This window comes from Vagococcus proximus, from assembly GCF_029143285.1.
Lineage (GTDB): Bacteria > Bacillota > Bacilli > Lactobacillales > Vagococcaceae > Vagococcus_D > Vagococcus_D proximus.
In genome coordinates, this window is record NZ_JAPDSH010000002.1 from 386,025 (window position 1) to 401,796 (window position 15,772).

Annotated in this window: 13 protein-coding genes; 12 read left to right on the forward strand and 1 reads right to left on the reverse strand. The window is 35.7% G+C overall.

Annotated elements, in window-relative coordinates; all coding sequences use genetic code 11:
- Window position 1 precedes the first annotated feature (1 nt).
- The 11 genes from glyS to OL233_RS04470 all read left to right on the forward strand — a co-directional run bounded on the left by glyS (window position 2) and on the right by OL233_RS04470 (window position 13,837).
- Window positions 2–2,089 (forward strand): glycine--tRNA ligase subunit beta, encoded by a 2,088-nt coding sequence (gene glyS, locus OL233_RS04420; protein ID WP_275471148.1) that lies wholly within the window; start codon window positions 2–4, stop codon window positions 2,087–2,089.
- Between the two features lie 205 nt (window positions 2,090–2,294).
- The gene (locus tag OL233_RS04425) at window positions 2,295–3,824 is read left to right on the forward strand and encodes an ABC transporter permease (RefSeq protein ID WP_275471149.1); all 1,530 of its coding nucleotides are present in this window, start codon (window positions 2,295–2,297) and stop codon (window positions 3,822–3,824) included.
- Between the two features lie 13 nt (window positions 3,825–3,837).
- Complete coding sequence (locus OL233_RS04430; protein ID WP_126831316.1) at window positions 3,838–4,512, forward strand: ABC transporter ATP-binding protein; 675 nt, start codon at window positions 3,838–3,840, stop codon at window positions 4,510–4,512.
- A complete protein-coding gene (locus OL233_RS04435) occupies window positions 4,505–6,004 on the forward strand; it encodes a PASTA domain-containing protein (RefSeq protein WP_275471150.1) in 1,500 nt (499 codons plus the stop codon). Before OL233_RS04430 ends, OL233_RS04435 begins: the two co-directional genes overlap by 8 nt.
- Window positions 6,005–6,232: 228 nt before the next feature.
- Window positions 6,233–8,173 carry a DNA primase gene (gene dnaG / locus OL233_RS04440; RefSeq protein ID WP_275471151.1) on the forward strand — a complete coding sequence of 647 codons (1,941 nt, stop codon included), beginning with the start codon at window positions 6,233–6,235 and terminating at the stop codon, window positions 8,171–8,173.
- A 21-nt stretch (window positions 8,174–8,194) separates the two neighbouring features.
- On the forward strand, window positions 8,195–9,307 hold the full coding sequence (rpoD, locus tag OL233_RS04445) for an RNA polymerase sigma factor RpoD (protein ID WP_126831313.1): 1,113 nt from the start codon (window positions 8,195–8,197) through the stop codon (window positions 9,305–9,307).
- 152 nt (window positions 9,308–9,459) lie between these two features.
- Complete coding sequence (locus OL233_RS04450; RefSeq protein WP_275471152.1) at window positions 9,460–10,236, forward strand: hypothetical protein; 777 nt, start codon at window positions 9,460–9,462, stop codon at window positions 10,234–10,236.
- A gap of 71 nt (window positions 10,237–10,307) precedes the next feature.
- A complete protein-coding gene (locus OL233_RS04455) occupies window positions 10,308–11,006 on the forward strand; it encodes a tRNA (adenine(22)-N(1))-methyltransferase (protein WP_275471153.1) in 699 nt (232 codons plus the stop codon).
- Window positions 11,006–12,046: a Nif3-like dinuclear metal center hexameric protein gene (locus OL233_RS04460; protein WP_275471154.1), complete on the forward strand. Its 1,041-nt coding sequence runs from the start codon at window positions 11,006–11,008 to the stop codon at window positions 12,044–12,046. Before OL233_RS04455 ends, OL233_RS04460 begins: the two co-directional genes overlap by 1 nt.
- A 21-nt stretch (window positions 12,047–12,067) precedes the next feature.
- Window positions 12,068–13,306, forward strand: a complete 1,239-nt coding sequence (gene pepT / locus OL233_RS04465; protein WP_275471155.1) for a peptidase T — start codon at window positions 12,068–12,070, stop codon at window positions 13,304–13,306.
- Window positions 13,307–13,381: 75 nt separating this feature from the next.
- On the forward strand, window positions 13,382–13,837 hold the full coding sequence (locus OL233_RS04470) for a hypothetical protein (RefSeq protein ID WP_275471156.1): 456 nt from the start codon (window positions 13,382–13,384) through the stop codon (window positions 13,835–13,837).
- A gap of 789 nt (window positions 13,838–14,626) precedes the next feature.
- Here the strand turns inward: OL233_RS04470 and OL233_RS04475 are convergent.
- Window positions 14,627–15,166: a hypothetical protein gene (locus OL233_RS04475; RefSeq protein WP_275471157.1), complete on the reverse strand. Its 540-nt coding sequence runs from the start codon at window positions 15,164–15,166 to the stop codon at window positions 14,627–14,629.
- Between the two features lie 199 nt (window positions 15,167–15,365).
- Here OL233_RS04475 and OL233_RS04480 point away from each other — a divergent pair, with 199 nt between their 5' ends.
- Entirely contained in the window at window positions 15,366–15,767 is a 402-nt protein-coding gene (locus OL233_RS04480) for a YxeA family protein (RefSeq protein ID WP_275471158.1), read from the forward strand.
- Window positions 15,768–15,772 lie beyond the last annotated feature (5 nt).

The following is a 15,772-nucleotide window of genomic DNA, read 5'->3' on the forward strand; positions in this document are numbered from 1 at the left end:
GATGGCTCAAAATTTCCTATTAGAAATCGGTTTAGAAGAAATGCCCGCTCATGTGGTCTCACCAAGTGTGGTTCAATTAAAAGATAAGACAGCAGCATTTTTAAAAGATAATCGTTTAGACTTTGAGTCTATCGAAACATTCTCAACACCTCGTCGTTTAGGCGTACGTGTTAATGGCTTAGCTGAAAAACAAGCAGATATCGAAGAAGAAGCAAAAGGACCTGCTAAAAAAATCGCATTAGACGATGAAGGCAATTGGTCAAAAGCAGCTCAAGGATTTGTACGTGGACAAGGGATGACACCAGACGATATCTTCTTCAAAGAAATCAAAGGTGTAGAGTACGTTCATATTAATAAATTTATTCCAGGTAAAGAAGCAAAAGACGTTTTAGCTGACATGCCGTCTGTTATTAAAAGCATCAATTTCCCAGTTAGCATGCACTGGGGTAGTTATGATTTCAAATACATTCGTCCAATTCATTGGCTAGTGGCATTGTTTGGAGAAGAAGTAGTCCCATTTGAATTACTAGATATCCAAACAGATCGTACATCACGTGGACACCGTTTCTTAGGTCAAGAAGCGTCAATTACAAGTGCTGATACGTACGAAGAAGACTTACGTACGCAATCGGTAATTGTTAACAGCCAAGAACGCCAAGACTTAATCGTGGCACAGATGGAAGCTTTATCTGTGGAAAATAATTTTAAAGTTATTGTTGACGATGAGTTATTAGAAGAAGTGACGAACCTTGTGGAATATCCAACAGCGTTTGTGGGTAACTTTGATAAAAAATACCTAGAAATTCCTGAAGAAGTCTTAATTACATCAATGAAAGAACATCAACGTTATTTCTACGTAACAGACGAAGCGGGTCAATTAATGCCTCATTTCGTATCAGTTCGTAATGGTAATGATGCTCATATCGAAAATGTTATTAAAGGAAATGAAAAAGTATTACTTGCTCGTCTTGAAGATGCTGAATTCTTCTTCCGTGACGATAAAGAATTAACAATTGCTGAATGTGTTGAAAAACTGAAAAACGTAACATTCCATGAAAAAATTGGGTCAACATATGAAAAAATGCAACGCACAGGGGCAGTCGCTCAAATTTTAGGTCAAAAACTAGGATTATCAGCAGACGATTTAGCATTATTACAACGTGCTTCAGAAATTTATAAATTTGATTTAATGACTAACATGGTCGGTGAATTCCCTGAATTACAAGGGATTATGGGTGAAAAATATGCGTTAATGCAAGGTGAAAACCCAGCAGTTGCAAAAGCAATTAAAGAACATTACATGCCAACATCAAGTGAAGGTGACTTACCAGAATCTGAATTAGGTGCTATCTTAGCTGTTGCGGATAAACTAGATTCAGTGATGAGCTTCTTCAATGCTGATATGGTGCCAAGTGGCTCAAACGACCCTTATGGTTTACGTCGCCAAACATACGGTATTGTCCGTATTGTTGCGGACCGTGAGTGGGATTTACCGCTTATCGAGCTATACCGTGATATTTTAGAAACAATTAATAAAGACTCAGCCAAATACGGGGTAACATTATCTGCAGATGTGGATAGCATTTTAGACTTCATTAAAGCACGTATGAAACAATTCTTATCAACAAAAGAAATTCGTCATGATATTATTGAAGCTGTTATTAACACAGATGAAGCAAACTTAACAACTATGTCAGAAGCGGCTCACGTCTTAAAAGCGAGCCAATCAAATGATGATTTCAAGCCATCTATTGAGGCTCTAACACGTGTCATGAACTTGGCTAAAAAAGGTCATGAGTTACTTGAAAAAGGTATCCATGAAGAGGTAGAACCTAAGTTATTTGAAAATGAAGCTGAGAAGAACTTACATACAGCTGTTGCTGATTTAGAATCAAAAGCAATGGACCGTACATTATCAGAGAATTACGATGCGCTTAAAGCATTACAACCTTTAATCGATGCTTACTTCGATGAAACAATGGTAATGGCAGAAGATGATTCTGTTAAAGCAAATCGTCTACGTCAATTGAATAAAATTGCTAAGATTGCTAAATCAATTGCAAGCTTAGATTTACTTGTTATTAAATAATAAATGAAACTCCGCATCTTAATTGATGCGGAGTTTTTAGTATAAGTAGGCTGTTATTTTAATGAGGGGTATTTGTTTAAAAGCTTATTATTACGCATTCTGTTAGCGGTTTAATAAGAAAAAATTAAATAGTTTTCATTAGGAGCCTATGGTATAGTCGAGGTATAATTAGGCGATAAAAGTGGAGAGGAAAAGGGGCGATGGTATGAATTATTTTAAACGAGCGATAGCGAGTGTTACGAGAAAAAAGGGGAAGTCTTTAATTTTATTTGCAGTTATTTTTATTTTAGGAAATGTAATCGCAGGTGCTATCTCAATTCAGCAAGCGACACAAAATGTTGAAAAAAATATTAAGAAACAATTAGGTGGGACTGCGACAGTAGGGATAAATTCAAAAGAGTTTGAGAAATTTTGGAATGAGCACCCTGATGATGAAAAAGGACCAGGAAATAAAGAATTGACATTGGACAAGATTAAAGAGATTGGGTCACTACCTTATGTTAAATATTATGACTACAATATAACAGGTGGGGCGCAAACTAAAGAGTTAAAGATGTATCAAAAGCATGAAGAGGAAGAGATGCAGAGCCAAGATGGCCTAACTGAATTTTTTTCATATAAAGGTGTCAATTATCCTAAAGTAATGGATATTGAAGAGAAGAAAGTTGAACTAACCGATGGTCGAGTTTTTACAGAAGAGGAAATTGCGAGTGGAAAACCTGTCGCGATTATTTCGAAACAAATGGCTAAGAAAAATAATCTAAAAGTTGGTGATAAGCTTGTAGTAGATTCCTCATCACCAAATTATATGGATTCGGAAGCGATGGATGATGAAAAGAATAAGCCAGAGTTATTCACACAAAAACAAGTGTTTGACATTATTGGGTTATTTTCACCGATTATTAATGATAAAAAAGATAAAAAAAGAAATGATGTAGTAGAGAACATGGTAGAAAACTTATACAATTTAATTTATGCTCCGAATGACGTCATTAAAAAAAATAATAAAGCATTTGAAGAAGGAATGTATAAGAAATTCCCTTCTTATAAAAAAGAGATGGAAGAGATGTTAAAAGGGGAGCAACCTTCGGAACCATTGACACCTTATTTTGTTCTTAAAACACCAGAAGATGCTGAGGCGTTTAAACAAGATGCCACAGCGTTACTACCTGATAAATACAGTAAATTAATCATGTCGACAGACCAATACGATTCTATCGCAGGTCCTGTTAAAAATATGTCGAAGATTGCTAAATACGTGATTTATGTATCAGTAGGTGCAACTCTGCTGATTATTTCATTGGTTGTCTTGTTGTTCTTACGTGACCGTAAGCATGAATTAGGGATTTATATTTCTTTGGGTGAGAAACGTACAAAAGTAATCGGTCAAATCGTGATAGAGGTAGTTATGATTGCATTTGTTGCGATTACATTATCTGTCTTTACAGGAAATGTTTTAGCTAAGAATGTATCTGGCTCACTTATTTCAACTCAAATGAAAGCACAAGAAGATAAGAATAATGATATGGGTATGATGAATGAAGATGATTGGGAATTAGCAGAGTTGACGGGTAATTCAGTTGATGCAACTGATGTTAAAGAATCGTATGAAGTCTCATTATCAGCAAAATATATCGGTGTATTCTATGTGGTGGGGTTACTGACTGTTTTACTTTCAACGGTGATACCTTTGATTTATATTTTACGACTAAATCCTAAGAAAATAATGATGTAAGGGGGGACTTAAGATGGCAATATTAGAAACTAAAAATGTGAGTTATTTTTACCAAGATGGCGATCAACGTCGCTTTATTTTAAAAGATACAACAGTTGGATTTGAAAAGGGTAAATTTTACACGATATTAGGGCAATCAGGCTCTGGTAAAACAACCTTTTTATCATTAATTAGTGCACTTGATGAACCTAAGGAAGGAGAAATTCTTTTCGAGGGGAATGATATCAAACAAATTGGTTATGAGAACTTTAGACGTAATAAAATCGGAATAATTTTCCAAAGTTACAATCTTATTCCCTACTTAACCGCGGTTGAGAATGTGATGGTTCCTATGTCGATTACAGAAAATAAGTTGCCAGAAAACCCAGAAGTAGTAGCCTATAATTTATTAGATTATATTGGAATTGTTTTAACAAAAGCGAATCGACCAGTTAACAAACTTTCTGGTGGAGAGCAACAACGTGTTGCGATTGCAAGGGCACTTGCAACAAATGTGGATGTTATATTAGCAGATGAGCCAACCGGAAATTTAGATGAAGAGATGGAGCTAGAAATTGTTGATATTTTTAAAACTTTAGCACATGAACATAATAAATGTGTCATTGTAGTAACTCATTCTAATGAAATAGCAGCGATGTCAGATGAAACATTGTATCTTAAAAAAGGGATGTTGAGTAAATATGAGTGATTTTTTATCTAATTTTGACCAAAATAATTATGGTAAAACCATAGCTAAAAAAGAAAAAAAAGAACCGCTAAAAAAAGAAGAGTTAGAAGAAGTTGTTGATTCAGAATCAATTCAAGATGAGGAAGCACTAAAAAGAGAAATCGAACGTAAATTAATAGAAGAATTTGAACCTGAAGATAAACCAATAATAGAACCAAGAGAAAAGCGTGTATCTGATAAAGAGAAGGTCAATAAGAGTGGTGGTTCTAGAAAAGTTAAATCAAAAAAAGAGGAACCGGTAATAAGTTCTTCCTCAGGAGAAGAAGTTGAGATTGATCCCACATATAAAAAGAAAAAACAGAAGCAGTTAATTGTAGGGGCAATTATTGGTATAGTATCAGGTGGGATCATCGCTTGGGGCTGGTACAGTTATAGTCATGTAGACGTTCCTAATTTTAAAAATAAGCCAATTTCTGAGGCTAGAACGTGGGGAAGTGATAACAATGTCCCTATAACTGTTGAAACTGAATTTAATGTATCTAAAGAAGCAAATACTATTTTAAAACAAAAGCCACAACCTGCCAGTAAACTTAAGAAAAAAGAACCACTGACTGTGATTGCAAGTAAAGGGCCAGATCCTGATGAAACCCTGCCTTTGCCGGACTTTAGCACACTTTCTAAAAAAGCAGCAGAGGAATGGGTTACTAAAAACAAGGCAGATAATTTGTCGATTTTAGAGGATTACAGTAATAAAGTAAAAGATAAAGAGTTTATCAAATTAGAAATAAAAGATAAGGACGTTACAAATAAAACATATAAACGTTCGGATCAAGCGATTGTAACGTATTCTAAAGGCAAAGAAGTATTTGAAAAAGACATCACAGTCCCTGACTTCAAAGGAAAATCTAAAGAGGTAGTGGAAGAGTGGGTCAAAAAAAATGAGCTGGAAGCAACCTATGAAAAAAGCGACTCAGACAAGATTGACGAAGGCCTAGTCATTTCGCAATCACATGAGAAAAATCAGAAAATAGCGAAACACTCACCATTTAAAGTGGTTATTTCTGAAGGGAAATCAGTAATGATTCCAAACTTCTCTGAGTACACGATGGAATCAGCAACGAGTGTAGAAGGCTTGGAAGTAACTGTGAAACAAATTTTTTCAGGATCAGTTCCATACGGTAATTTGATTTCGCAATCAATAGAAGCGGGAACTAAGCTAAAAACGAAAGAACAACCTAGAGTAACTGTAACGTATTCAAATGGTCGTCCTTATTTAAGATCATACTTCGGTCAACTAGAGGGCGACTTGGAGAAAGCTTTTTATGAGGATTATCAATCAAAAGGTGCGGCAATTTATTATCAAACGTATGAAAAAAATTCAACTGAAGAAAAAGGAACAGTGGTTGAAATGAGTGCTTATAATCAGTATGTCCCAATGGAATATACTGTTAAAATTGGAATAAGCAATGGGAAAAAAGCACCTAAACCCGCAAAGAAAATTGAAAAAGAATAGGCATATGTTGTCAAAAATAAAGTAAAAGAAATGAGAGCTAACGGGAGTATAGTTAGCTTTCATTTTTTTGTAAAAAAAGCGTTTTAATCAGAGACCTAGCAATTGCTATACAAGGGAAGTGTGCTATAATAGAATATGAATATTTATGGACATTTCCAAGGGTCGTGTCGAACGTTTCGTTCGGTACGACCTTTGATACCTGTAACCATAATAAGTGAGGTGAGAACAATGGCACAACGTATTCCTCAAGAGATGCTTGAGGATATTAGAACACAGACTAATATTGTTGAGATAGTTGGACAATATGTACAACTGAAAAAATCAGGTAAAAATTATTTTGGCCTGTGTCCGTTTCATGAAGAACGTTCTCCCTCATTCTCAGTCGTAGAAGATAAACAAATCTTTTATTGTTTTGGTTGTGGTAAGGGTGGGAATGTATTTAAATTTTTACAAGAGCTTGAAGGACTTAGCTTTCCTGAATCAGTGAAGAAAGTTGCTGAAATTGGCAATATCTCGACTGACTTAAGTTTTGTAACACCCGCAGAGGTTGAAGTGACACCCGCTATGCGTCAGCGTCAAGAACTTTTGAAGTTACATGAAACGGCAGCTGATATTTATCACCATGTGTTACTCAATACAGAGGCTGGAGAAGAGGCACTTCATTATCTTAAAGAACGGGGCATGACAGAGGAACTTATCAAAGAGTTTGAGATTGGCTATGCACCCAAAGAGCGGATTCTTTTACAAAAAGTATTTGAGAGGGATAATGTTTCTGATGAATTATTAGCCGAATCAGGTTTAATGACAGAGAGAGATGAAGGGTTCATCGATCGATTTTATCAGAGAATTATGTTTCCAATCCGTGATGATAAAGGGAAGACAGTCGCATTTTCAGGTCGTGTTCTTCCAAGTGAAACGGTGGATACATCAAAGCAACCCAAGTATCTAAACAGTCCAGAAACACCGTTATTTAATAAACGCCAAGTCTTATTCAACTTTGACAAGGCAAAGGCTATAGCTCGTAAAGAGCAGGAGCTTATTTTATTTGAAGGGTTTATGGATGTTATAGCGTCATGGCGTGCAGGTGTAAAACAAGGTGTAGCCTCAATGGGGACAAGCTTAACAAACGAGCAAATCAACATGATAAAACGCCAATCCAAAAATGTTGTCATTGCCTATGACGGTGATTCAGCTGGGATTGAAGCCACGCATCGTGCAATTGACTTATTAAGTGCCCAAACTGATTTGGGTATAAGTATTTTAAGTTTACCGGGCGGTCTAGATCCGGATGATTTTATTAAAGAAAATGGAGAAGACCGTTACCGAGAAATAATGAAAAATGGTCGTGAAAGTCCATTTAGTTTTTACATGAGATACCATCAAAAAGGTAAAAACATGAAAAATGAGCAAGAAAAATTTGCTTATATTGAAACGATGGTTAAAGAACTAGCAAAAATTCCTTCGGTTATCGAAAGAGAAGTCTATATTACTCAATTATCAGAAGAATTCAGTATTTCACCAGAAGCGATTGAATCTGAATTACAAAAGGTAAAACAGGTAGACCGAACACGTCAGAAGCAACAACGACCAGATCGTTCGGTAGTAGAAGACACCATGATGCCCGAACCACCTTATCCAGAAACTTTTGAACCGCCGTATGGCGAGCCTGTTTATCATGGTGAACCTCCTGTTTACCAGAAGTCCAGTATACAGGTAAAAGAGTTTCAAGAAAGACCGCTTAGTGTGGGAGAAAAAGCAGAGCAATTTCTTTTATATCGCATTATGCATGAACGTGGTGTACAAGCCAAAATTTCTCAAATCGAGGAGTTTGCCTTTATTCACGATGAGTATCAAGAGTTGTACCATCATTTTAGCGATTATATGATGATACATAGTGAATTTGAAGAAGCGGCATTTTTAGATTATCTTAAAGAAGATTATCTGAAAAATAAAGTGGTTCAATTATCTTATCAAGAACTATCAGATGAGAGTTCTGAAAGAGAAATAAATGATTATTTACTAGCCATTAGGCGTCAACGACTAGAAGTAATCAAGCAAGAAAAGTTAAAACAACAAAAAGAAGCAAGTCGTCAAGGGAACAAGCAACTCGAACAAGACCTGACGATTGAAATTATAAATCTACAGCGTGACTTAAAAAGTCTACGATAAACTAAAAGGGGGCTTTCTTCTGTGGCAGAGAAAAGTGGAGAAAAAAAAGTAACATATGATAAAGCGGTCTTAGCGCTTATAAAAGAGTATAAACCAAAAGGTGCAGTTGTAATTGATACATTAACTGATGTGATTGCAGTGCCTTATGAACTAGGTTCAGAAGGAATGGATAGCTTAATTCAACGTGTTGAAGATCAAGGTATCAGTGTTGTTGATGCGTCAGGCGAACCAGCTGAACGTGCTTTAATTAAGGAAGAAAAAGTAAGTAAAAAAGATTTAGAAGATTTATCTGCCCCCGCAGGTGTGAAAATCAATGACCCAGTTCGTATGTATCTTAAAGAAATCGGACGCGTGTCACTTTTAACAGCGGAGGAAGAAGTTGAACTTGCACTTCGTATTCAAGAAGGAGATCAAGAAGCAAAACAAAAATTAGCAGAAGCTAACTTACGTTTAGTAGTAAGTATTGCCAAACGTTATGTGGGCCGTGGTATGCAGTTCCTTGATTTAATTCAAGAAGGTAATATGGGGCTTATGAAAGCTGTTGAAAAATTTGACCATACTAAAGGATTCAAATTCTCAACTTATGCGACATGGTGGATTCGTCAAGCGATCACTCGTGCTATTGCTGACCAAGCAAGAACAATCCGTATTCCAGTGCATATGGTTGAAACAATCAATAAATTAATTCGTATTCAACGTCAGTTACTTCAAGATTTAGGTCGTGAGCCTTTACCTGAAGAAATTGGAGCTGAAATGGAGTTACCTACAGAAAAAGTTCGTGAAATCTTAAAAATTGCTCAAGAACCAGTGTCATTAGAAACGCCAATTGGCGAAGAAGATGATTCACACCTTGGGGATTTCATTGAAGACCAAGATGCGACAAGTCCTGCTGAACATGCTGCTTATGAATTATTAAAAGAACAATTAGAGAGCGTACTTGATACGTTAACTGACCGTGAAGAAAACGTGCTACGTTTACGTTTCGGTTTAGATGATGGTCGTACACGTACACTTGAAGAGGTTGGTAAAGTATTTGGTGTAACACGTGAGCGTATTCGTCAGATTGAAGCGAAAGCGTTAAGAAAATTACGCCACCCATCTCGTTCTAAACAATTAAAAGATTTCTTAGAATAAAAGACCGAAACACTTTCTGCCTTAGTGGAAAGTGTTTTTTTATTGGATTAGAATAACAAGCAGAAACTTGTGAAATGTAGTAAAATAGAGAGGTAATATGAAACTAACTCATCCATAAATAGGGTCGAGTAAATGAAAAGAGGCGTTTTGATATGAAGAAAAAATATTTAGTGACAGGTGCATTAATCATGAGTATGGTGGTTCTTGGAGCATGTGGCAATAAAAATGATAAAGACAATACAACGGAGACAAAAACAGAGATGACAGAAGGAACTAAGGAAACAGAAAAAACAAAAGATACGGAAGTAGCAAAACAAGGTGAAGTGGTATTTAAAGGGTCATTAAAACAAAATGCAGTAGTTGATGGTGATAAAGTAAGTCTGTATATTATCGGTGCTGAGGGGATTAAAGATCCAGATGGAATTTCGAAAGGATTAGTTGATGGTGTTATTATCAATACAACCAAAGAGTTAGTCGCAGGTGAATTTAAAGAAGAGGACTTTGCCGAAGGAAAAATGGTTGAAGTAACGATGAAGAGTCCATCAGCCATGACAAGTTCACTACCGCCACAAGTAGCTGGGAATGCTATTGTGTCTGTTAAATTATTAGATGAGAAAGTAACAGAACAAAAAGATAATGTCGTTTTCACTGGAACATTGAAAGGTGAAACAAAAATGGCTGAAGGTCAAATGAGTTGTCATGTTTCTGATCTCCATGCTGAAACAGACCCGGAGGAATTAGTAAATGGTTTTGGAGAAGATGGGGTTATCTTAAACTTGGATGAAAAACAAGTTGAGGATGATTTCAAAGTAGAGAATTTTGTTGAAGGCGATAAAGTAGAGGTAACAGTAAAAGGTGATGCCGTTACAACGCGTTCATTACCACCTCAAATCCCTGGTATGTCAATTGTTAGTATGAAAAAACTTTAAGATTAACGCCCTCTTGTAGGGCGTTAAGTGTTATAATGAAGCGGTAAATAAACAAAAGGTGTTGTGAAAAAATGAATGAAAAAAAGCTATCAGACCGTCTAGCTAAAGTCTGTGAATTTGTACCGAATGGTGCGATTGTAGCGGATATCGGATCAGATCATGCGTACCTACCTGCATGGTTAATACTAAATAATAAAATAACAACTGCTGTAGCAGGAGAAGTTGTAAAAGGCCCATATGAGTCAGCCTGTCATTTGGTTAAAAGTTTAGGATTAGAAGATCAAATTACAGTTCGTTTGGCTAATGGACTTGAAGCAGTTAAACCAGAAGATAACGTCACAGCTGTTACCATTGCTGGTATGGGAGGTTCTTTAATTAGCGAGATTTTAGATCGAGGCTATGAAAAAGATATCTTATCAGGTAAAGAACGTCTCATTTTACAGCCGAATATTGGCGAAAGAACCCTTCGTTTATGGTTACAGGATCATTCTTATGAGATTATTGCTGAAGATATGTTAGAAGAAGATGGTAAATTTTATGAAGTTATCGTGGCTGAAAAAGCAACAGAAGCTCCGACTTATACGGAAAAAGAATTGCAGTTTGGACCATTTTTACTTTCAAACCAAACGCCTGTATTTAAAGCGAAATGGGCAGATGAATTGGAGCAGAAAGAGTATGTCTTAAAACAATTAAAAGCAGCTAAAGGTGACCAGAGTGCTAAGATTGAAAAGATGACACAATTAAAAACATGGATTGAGGAGTTGATCTAATGGGGTTACTATTAAAAGACTTTATCAAACAGTTTGAAAGCTATTGTCCTCAAGAATTAGCAGAGGCAGGAGATCCAGTAGGGTTACATTTTGGTTCGATGGATCAAGAGATTAATAAGGTGATGTTAACGTTAGATGTTCGTCCAGATACAATCAAAGAAGCGATTGAAAACAACGTCGATTTAATCGTGGCGAAACATCCTCCTATCTTTAGACCGGTGAAGCGTTTAGTGCCAGATACTCCTCAAACGAAGATGTATACTGAGATTATTAAACACGACATCGCTGTATATGCAGCACACACGAACCTGGATATCGTAGACAATGGTTTGAACGACTGGTTCTGTGAAGAATTAGGCATAAAAAATACGAGCTATCTTACGCACACTCATAGTATTCCAGAGTGGGAACTAAGCGTGATGGCGACCGACGCTGAAGAATTAAGTTTAGTAGAAGCGGCAATCAGTCAAGACTTCACCTGTTATCCGACAATCGTGGAAGAGATGGAAGGCGAATTAGTAGTTGGAACCTTTAAAGTTCTAGAGTTTGCTAAACAATCTGTTGAAGCGAAATTGAAGGACTTATTTAATAAAGAGCCGATGGACTATGCTTGGGAGCCTATGCCATCAACAACAGCAGACTTTGGAATTGGTCGTATCGGTGAGTTAGCTGAAGAGGTATCACTAGAAGCATTCGTACAGACAGTGAAAAAAACCTTTAATTTAGACGGGTTACGTTTAACGACAGACTCTGTTGATAAAAAGGTAAAACGTGTGGCGGTTTGTGGCGGCAGCGGAGAAAAATTTTACCCGGATGCAGTTACTAAAAAAGCTGACGTTTATTTGACTGGAGATGTGTATTATCACACAGGACATGATATGATAGAGGAAAGATTATCCGTGATTGATCCAGGTCATCATATTGAAGTCTTATGTCAATCTCGCTTGCGAGAGTTATGCGAACAATGGAAAGATGCTTATAATTGGGATCTTGAATTTGTAGAGTCATCTACCGATACAAACCCATTTAAATATTATTAAACTATAAAGGAGATTTTTCTTATGTATGAAAATTTAGTACCTCGTTTTATCCGTTATGTCAAAACTGAAACACGTTCTGACGATACTAGCACTACAGTACCTTCAACTCAAACACAGGTTGATTTTGCTCAAACATTACTAGCTGAATTAAAAGAAATCGGCTTATCAAATGCTAGCTACAACGAAAAAAATGGTTTCGTAACAGCTGAATTACCAAGCAACACATCTAAAGAAGGTGTACGTCGCATTGGTTTTATCGCTCACATGGATACAGCTGATTTTAACGCTGTTGGTGTTAATCCTCAATTTGTTGAAAACTATGACGGTGAATCTGATATCGCATTAGATGCTGATGGTAAATACAAATTAACAACGAAAGATTTTCCTAACCTTAAAAACTATAAAGGTCAAACACTTATCACAACTGATGGGTCAACTCTTTTAGGAGCTGATGACAAATCAGGGATTGCTGAAATCATGACAGCGATGGAAATTTTAATTGCTAACCCAGATATCGAGCACGGTACAATCAAAGTAGCTTTTGGTCCAGATGAAGAAATCGGAACTGGTGCTAACAACTTTGATGCTGAAGGATTTGGCGTAGACTTCGCTTACACAATGGACGGTGGCCCATTAGGCGAATTACAATTTGAGACTTTTAGTGCAGCTTCTGCTGAAATCACGATCCACGGTAAAAACGTTCACCCAGGTACTGCTAAAGATACAATGATTAGCGCAATCAAATTAGCAATGGAATTTGACAGTAAATTACCAGCTAAAGAAGTACCAGAACATACTGAAGGATACGAAGGTTTCTATCACTTAGAACACATCGAAGGAAACGAAGAGAAAACAGAAATGTCATACTTAATTCGTGACCACGATCGTGAAAAATTTGAAGCTCGTAAAGAAGTTATGAAAAATCTAGTTGCTGAAATGAATAGCCGTTTTGATGAAGAACGTTTTGTAATCGAAATTGCAGATTCATATTACAACATGGCAGATATCATTGCTAAAGATATGAGTATCATCGACCTTGCTAAAGAAGCAATGGAAAACTTAGACATCGTTCCTAACACTGCGCCAGTTCGTGGTGGTACTGACGGTTCTAAAATTTCATACATGGGTATCCCAACACCGAACGTATTCGCTGGTGGCGAAAACATGCATGGACGCTTTGAGTTTGTTTCTGTTGAAACAATGCAAAAAGCAACAGACGTTATCGTTGAGATCGTTAAATTAAACGCTAAAAACGCATAATACTGACTAATCAAGAAAACTTCTTCGCAAGGAGGAGTTTTCTTTTATTAAGATAAAGAATAGATGAGGTGTCAAATGTTATCATTTGAAGAAAAAAAAGCGATCTTTGACGAGTTTGAAGAGCTAACATGCCAACCCGTATCAATGAATCGTTTAAACTACCATTACGAAGGTAGTGCTGTTCCAAAAACAACAGTAGTAAAATTTTTGCATCCTAAAAGCGGAAATGCTTTTGTGTATGCTGGTTATTTAGCTCCAGAAAAAACAAAAGATGGCTACGTATCAGTTATCGAACTTAATCGCGAAGAATTAATCGAGTATGTAAGAAATGCGATTGAATTTTTAAACTTAACAGAAGATGGCTATGTAGATGGTTATGAAGAAGAATGGTCAGACGCACATGATGACCGCTTATACCTACGCTACCAAAACTATATGTGGGTTGTAGTTATGCAAAGCGGAGGCATCGAAGCAGTCTTCAAAACAAAAGAACAAGCCGAAGCCTACCTAATGGACGAAGGCTTTAATTAAAGCTGTGAGAGTGGTTGTTTTACCTTGGATCGTTGGAATTTCACACTAAAAATGCTTTTTATTTTTTAGTGTGAAATGAAACGACTGAAAGGTAGACCACACGAGCGCGTAGATAAAGCTGTAAAAAAAATCGATCTGCTCCAAGTAACTGGAGAAATAGGATGAATTTTTTGCGCGTAGGTAAAGCTATAAAAATAAACTAAAAAGCATGACCTGTTAAATTAAGCAGGTCATGCTTTTTAGTTTATAAGTTAATTTATTTTATCAAAGAGAATAGTATAACGAGATACATTATATAATGATACCAACTTTATGAAAAGTGGCTAGTATTTTTATTAGCTAGTTGGAGTTGGAATAGCGTTATGACAGATTCGATAATAAAAAATATTAAGAAGTATGAGCTAGTGAAGTAGAATAAGAATGTTCCTACTAATATAAAACTTCCAATTATATAGTAGTAATTAAGGTAAGAGTAGATAGTAGTTAATGAAGAAAGGGCGAGCACGATAAGAAATATCAAATTTAAGATTAATAAAATAATACCAAGTTCTAAAGGCAGTTGGTCAGTGTAAAAATAATAGAAAGCATTAAAAATGGAAGCCAATAAAAAAATGGCTAAACCAAGAAGCAGTAGTCTAAGTATGTTTTGATAATGCGACATGATAATCACGTTCTTTCTAACGATAGCATCGTTTAATTTTAGAATTGTTATTTTATATTTGGATCAAATATAAATAGGATTTATTTTTTGATGAAAAGTGTTCAAATAAAAATAAAGGTTAAGTCAGTTTATAGAGTATTTTCTAAAATATTATTGCCAAAAAAGTCTTTGGCTTCTTTTTCCATATTGGTTATTTGTATTTGTTTTTCTATAGATAAATTAGTAAATTCAAGATCAATAGAGTCATTTTTTATTTCGAGTGGGTAGGATAAAAATTTTTGACTTTTGTTAGAGAATACTTGAAAAGTTGAGGTTGTCTCTTTTGGAAATTTTCGCCAAATAATAAGTTTGTAGTTGCCGTCTGTAGAGGTGACAGTAAGTTGTCCAGTAAGTGTGCCATATAAAGGGGGATATGCTTCTATATAGTAGTGATTATCTAAATCAATGGTAGAATATGTCTCATGGTTTAGAGGTGTGCCAAATTTAGAAGTGATGTGACTAAAATTATAGTCTAAATAAAAATAGGCAAAATGATAACCTATTGCGATAAAAAGTAAACTTGTACCTATTAATTTGACTAAAGTATACAAAGATAATTTCATAAAAAACCTTTCTTTTACGTAGTATGCTTCTGCTCTTTTCAAAGGAGCGAGACGTGTCTTAATCATAAAGGAGACGGAAGAAAAAGTTAATTTCCATTTGTTTTAATTTTTGTATGAATTGTATATAACTAGGAATTATTTTTCAAAAAAAGTATCAATCATTTTAACTCTTGAGATAAGAGTGTTATTTAATGTATTTGTTACACTATTAACTGCTGAACTAGTGTTATAGTACCCTCATATAATGCGATAAGGAGTGAGATCGATGAGTGACACGTTTAAGCGAGGATTAGTAGTGGGGTGCTTAGTTTTAATTGGGTTAGTAGGTTTGATTTTTATAACGGATAGGGAGAACGATCATTATTTAAAATTCAATCCGCTAGTTAAGTTAGAAATAGGTTATGCTAAATTACCTAAAACAGTGACGTATAATCATGGTAAAGCTTTTAACAAACAAGCGACAACGCCTCAATTTCCTGATCCATATGAAGAGGTAGAAGTGGTTAATCAATTTGGTAAAGTAGAAAAATTAACCTTCAAGGGTGGGCAATCTCCGGATGACATGAATTATGCAAAGGTCAGTCATAAAGGGGATTTTGTTCAAGAGATAGAATTTGTTTCATGGGACGATATACCATCGACTTATCAGTTATATATGACTCGCTAAAAGCT

What these genes read in the sequence shown, in the direction of transcription:
- dnaG (WP_275471151.1), top strand. Translation starts at nt 6,233, where the DNA reads ATGGCACAACGTATTCCTCAAGAGATGCTTGAGGATATTAGAACACAG.
- glyS (WP_275471148.1), top strand. Translation starts at nt 2, where the DNA reads ATGGCTCAAAATTTCCTATTAGAAATCGGTTTAGAAGAAATGCCCGCT.
- OL233_RS04455 (WP_275471153.1), top strand. Translation starts at nt 10,308, where the DNA reads ATGAATGAAAAAAAGCTATCAGACCGTCTAGCTAAAGTCTGTGAATTT.
- OL233_RS04430 (WP_126831316.1), top strand. Translation starts at nt 3,838, where the DNA reads ATGGCAATATTAGAAACTAAAAATGTGAGTTATTTTTACCAAGATGGC.
- pepT (WP_275471155.1), top strand. Translation starts at nt 12,068, where the DNA reads ATGTATGAAAATTTAGTACCTCGTTTTATCCGTTATGTCAAAACTGAA.
- OL233_RS04470 (WP_275471156.1), top strand. Translation starts at nt 13,382, where the DNA reads ATGTTATCATTTGAAGAAAAAAAAGCGATCTTTGACGAGTTTGAAGAG.
- OL233_RS04475 (WP_275471157.1), bottom strand. Translation starts at nt 15,166, where the DNA reads ATGATTAAGACACGTCTCGCTCCTTTGAAAAGAGCAGAAGCATACTAC.
- OL233_RS04435 (WP_275471150.1), top strand. Translation starts at nt 4,505, where the DNA reads ATGAGTGATTTTTTATCTAATTTTGACCAAAATAATTATGGTAAAACC.
- OL233_RS04425 (WP_275471149.1), top strand. Translation starts at nt 2,295, where the DNA reads ATGAATTATTTTAAACGAGCGATAGCGAGTGTTACGAGAAAAAAGGGG.
- OL233_RS04460 (WP_275471154.1), top strand. Translation starts at nt 11,006, where the DNA reads ATGGGGTTACTATTAAAAGACTTTATCAAACAGTTTGAAAGCTATTGT.
- OL233_RS04450 (WP_275471152.1), top strand. Translation starts at nt 9,460, where the DNA reads ATGAAGAAAAAATATTTAGTGACAGGTGCATTAATCATGAGTATGGTG.
- OL233_RS04480 (WP_275471158.1), top strand. Translation starts at nt 15,366, where the DNA reads ATGAGTGACACGTTTAAGCGAGGATTAGTAGTGGGGTGCTTAGTTTTA.